The following is a 3,375-nucleotide window of genomic DNA, read 5'->3' on the forward strand; positions in this document are numbered from 1 at the left end:
ATAGAAGCCACCAGCCAGCAATCGGGATCATCGAGGAAGGGCTGCAGGTTGGGGCGGCGATGCGTCTCGTGGACCTCCCCGGTCTCGGCATCCTCGCTCACCGACACGGTAGTGAAGTTGATGGGCCCGACGTCGCGCACAAAATTCGACCAGGCGATGCGCAGCCTGACTTGGGCCGGCTTCCACGGCCGGTCGAACTCCTGCGCCTTCAACACCTCGCGCACCGCGTCGCGGATCGGGATCAATTTGCGGATGATGCGGGCATGCTTTTCGGGGATGCCTTCGGTGCTGCGGCCCTTGCGGACCTTCACCGCGACCGGCTCGCCGTCGATGATCTGCATCAGGCCTCGGCTGTTGAAGAAGAAACTGCCCTCGCGCACTCCGGCGACGCCTTCCGTCAGGGCATCGACGACGTCGGCATTGTCATCGGCGGCACGATCAATCTCGTCCGGCTCGCCGTCATAAATGGCTTGTGGAAGGAGGGCGATCGCAGCCGTGAGCGCCCGCTCCAGATCGACACCGTGAGGCAGGCAGGAATAGGCCTGGCCGTAAGGCCCCGAGACAATGGCATGCGTGCCGAGCACGAAATCCGGGTGGCGCGCGAACCAGCGGTTCACGCGGATCGCGCCTTCATCCTCCGTCGCCTGGCGGACTTCCTCGATGTCGAGCCAGGAGAGATCACCTTCGGGCTCGGCCACCTTGCGCTTGCGGAAAAACAGGATGTCGACCACGACGTCCGTGCCGGCGTCGGCGCGGAAGCTGCCTGCGGGCAGACGGATGGCGGCGATCAGGTCGCCCGTTTTGGCGATATGCTCAAGCGCAGAGGAATCCGCCTTGTCCAAAGTGCCGGAGCTGGTGACGAAGGCGGCGAAAGCGCCCGGCTTCAACAGGTCGACGGACCGGGCGATGAAATAGTCGTGCAGGCGCAGGGCGAGCGAACGATAGGCCCGGTCGGAGCGCACCGTGCGATCGGAAAATGGCGGGTTGCCGATGGCGAGGTCGAAACTCGCCGGCAGCTCCGTGCGGGCGAAGTCGCCAGTGACGATACGCGCGCGCGGCTGCAACAGCCTTGCGATGCGTGCCGTGACCGGATCGAGTTCGATCCCGGTGACCTGTGACACATCGCGTAGCGCTTGGGGCATCAGCGCCGGAAACAGGCCCGTGCCAATGCCTGGCTCGAGCACACGGCCGCCACGCCAGCCGAGCCGCTGCAGGCCTGACCAGATCGCGCGGACGATGAAGTCCGGCGTGAAGTGGGCATACTGGGTGCAGCGGGCGAGCGAGGCGTAGTCGACCTCGCCGACGGCATCCTCCAGCGAAGAGCCGATCTCGTCCCAACCTTCTCGAAAATCGATCTCGCCGGGACGCTTGAAGACGCCATTGGCAAGGTCGGACGCGCCGAAGCCGGTGAAGCGGATCAGCCTCTCCTGCTCCTCGCACGTGGCCGGGCGATCGTCCGCCTCGATCTCGGCGGCGAGCCGGATCGCCGCGATGTTGTCGCGCGCGCGCTCCTTCCAGCCGCGCGCCAGGCCACGGCTACCAGCGAGATGGAAGTTCGGCCCGCGCGCCCGGCAGGCCGTGGATGGCCGCCGTGCGACTGCCGCGACCGGCATCGCGGGCGCCGGCGACGACGGATCGGGATCGTCGTCACCGTCCGGCTCGACAGCGTCGCCAAAGGCCGTCACGCCGAGGCCGAGGCCGGACGACAACGCGGTGTTGCCGAAAAGGTCAATGGTGAAAGGATCGTCATGCGACATGGCTGGATCTCCTGAATAAGGGCGCACGTCGCGTTCCGCTGGATGACTCCAGCCGGCCGGACATGCGCGGCATGTGGGGGATTGGGATGTTGGACGGCCGCCGGACGGCGCCCGCCGACTGATCGCTAGTCTCGCTCGATCACGAAGAGCTGCATCGAGTCCCGTAGGAACGCGATACGCAGATGCGTGCAGCCGGGACTGGCTGCGATCAGGGCCTCAAGGCCTGCGGCGTCGAGAAAATCCACGCCGTCGTCGCCGCCGAACGTCCGGCGTTTGACCTCGAACCAGTCGTCGTTCTGCGGGGATCGCATTCCTCGGCGTAGGCGACGAGCGGCTTCGCCCCCTTGGCGAGTTCGCCGTTGGAGCATAGGTAGACGCCGTGGTCTCCGACGAGCCAGAGGCCGGGCTTTCGGTTGTCGGCGGCGGATAGTCCGAGGTGGGGATCGCGGAAGCCGCCATTGGCTTCAGCGTCGGCAATGCCGCGAGCGATGACCTCGCGGACGGCGGTGATGGCGAAGGTCAACATCATCTCACGCCTCCGTTACGCCGCGATTGCTTCTGGGAGATAGCGCAGATGCACGGGCAGCTTCGCCGCGATCTCATCATCGGTGAGCTCGTCCAGCAGCTTCAGCGTGGTGCCATGTCGGCCGCCATAAAACATCACCGTGCGCCTGGAGCGATCCCGTTCCGGCCAGCGCTCACCGGCGTAGCCGCGATAGTCGTCGTGAGTGCTCGACCAGATGTGCTCCAGGCGCTCCTCGCGGGTCATTGCCCGAACGGGACGGGTTTCGCGTTCCACGATCGCATCGCGCATCCGCTCAGGCGAGCCCTTGTCGAGCAGGTCGCAATAACCGTGGAAATACCGCAAGCGGCCATCGATGTTCAGCGCGTAGAAGATACTGGTGATGCGGTCGGTGAGAAACTCACGCAGCGCGAACATCTCGCCTCGCATCCAGAGCGGCGGCAGGATCTCGAACATGCAATCGTGCTCGGCCTCTGATATCTCGAACCATTCGCCGCCGTACAAAGCACTGGCATCGTCCTGGAACCGATCCGGACGTTGAGCGTGGCGGTCGAACATGCGGAACATCTGCCGGCGGTCGGCGATTCCCTGATAAACCTTGCGGACGGACAAGAGGGTCATGGGTGGGCTCCTTTCACGTCGGGCTGGAGCGCGGCTCATCCACTCGATGTCGCCATCCTCTTCCGCCCTTCCTGACCCCTCCTCCGCGGCCGCCTCTCCGTCCGGCCGGGTCAAGGGCCGCGAAGCGGGCGCAGCTTTACCCTTGACGCGGCCGGCGGGCATGCGGCAGCTAGGTTTCTTTATTTCCTCTTTTGTCCCTTTACCCGTTCTTCACCCTTGCCTTGAGTTCGGCGTTCCAGTCCTCCTCGTGCGGGCGGAGACGTTCGAAGCCGCAGCTAGCCTCGCGGGCGACCGCTTCGAGGCGAACCGCGTAGGTGTCGCCCTGCGCGTTATTGTCCGTGGCCGCGACCAGCAATAGACCCTCCCGCGCCGCCAGCAGCCGGATAGCCGCATCGGTGGCAGGAGCCCAGCCACCCCCGGTACTGACATAGAGGCTATCGCGGCGAGTGCTCTCCAGCGCGGCGAGGCTCATGG

General features: G+C 65.6%; 2 protein-coding genes and 2 pseudogenes. All 4 read right to left on the reverse strand.

The window, feature by feature from the left end:
• A pseudogene (locus tag EN749_RS32840) lies at positions 1-1,757 on the reverse strand (lactate dehydrogenase); the annotation flags it as partial.
• Positions 1,758-1,882: 125 nt separating this feature from the next.
• A pseudogene (locus EN749_RS32845) lies at positions 1,883-2,283 on the reverse strand (DUF3085 domain-containing protein).
• Positions 2,284-2,298: 15 nt separating this feature from the next.
• Positions 2,299-2,901 (reverse strand): DUF1419 domain-containing protein, encoded by a 603-nt coding sequence (locus tag EN749_RS32850; RefSeq protein WP_095488757.1) that lies wholly within the window; start codon positions 2,899-2,901, stop codon positions 2,299-2,301.
• A 199-nt stretch (positions 2,902-3,100) separates the two neighbouring features.
• Positions 3,101-3,375, reverse strand: a 275-nt coding sequence (locus EN749_RS32855) for a toprim domain-containing protein (protein WP_145991105.1), incomplete at its 5' end; no start/stop codon positions are given.

This window comes from Mesorhizobium sp. M7A.F.Ca.ET.027.02.1.1, assembly GCF_004022985.1.
Classification (GTDB): Bacteria; Pseudomonadota; Alphaproteobacteria; order Rhizobiales; family Rhizobiaceae; genus Mesorhizobium.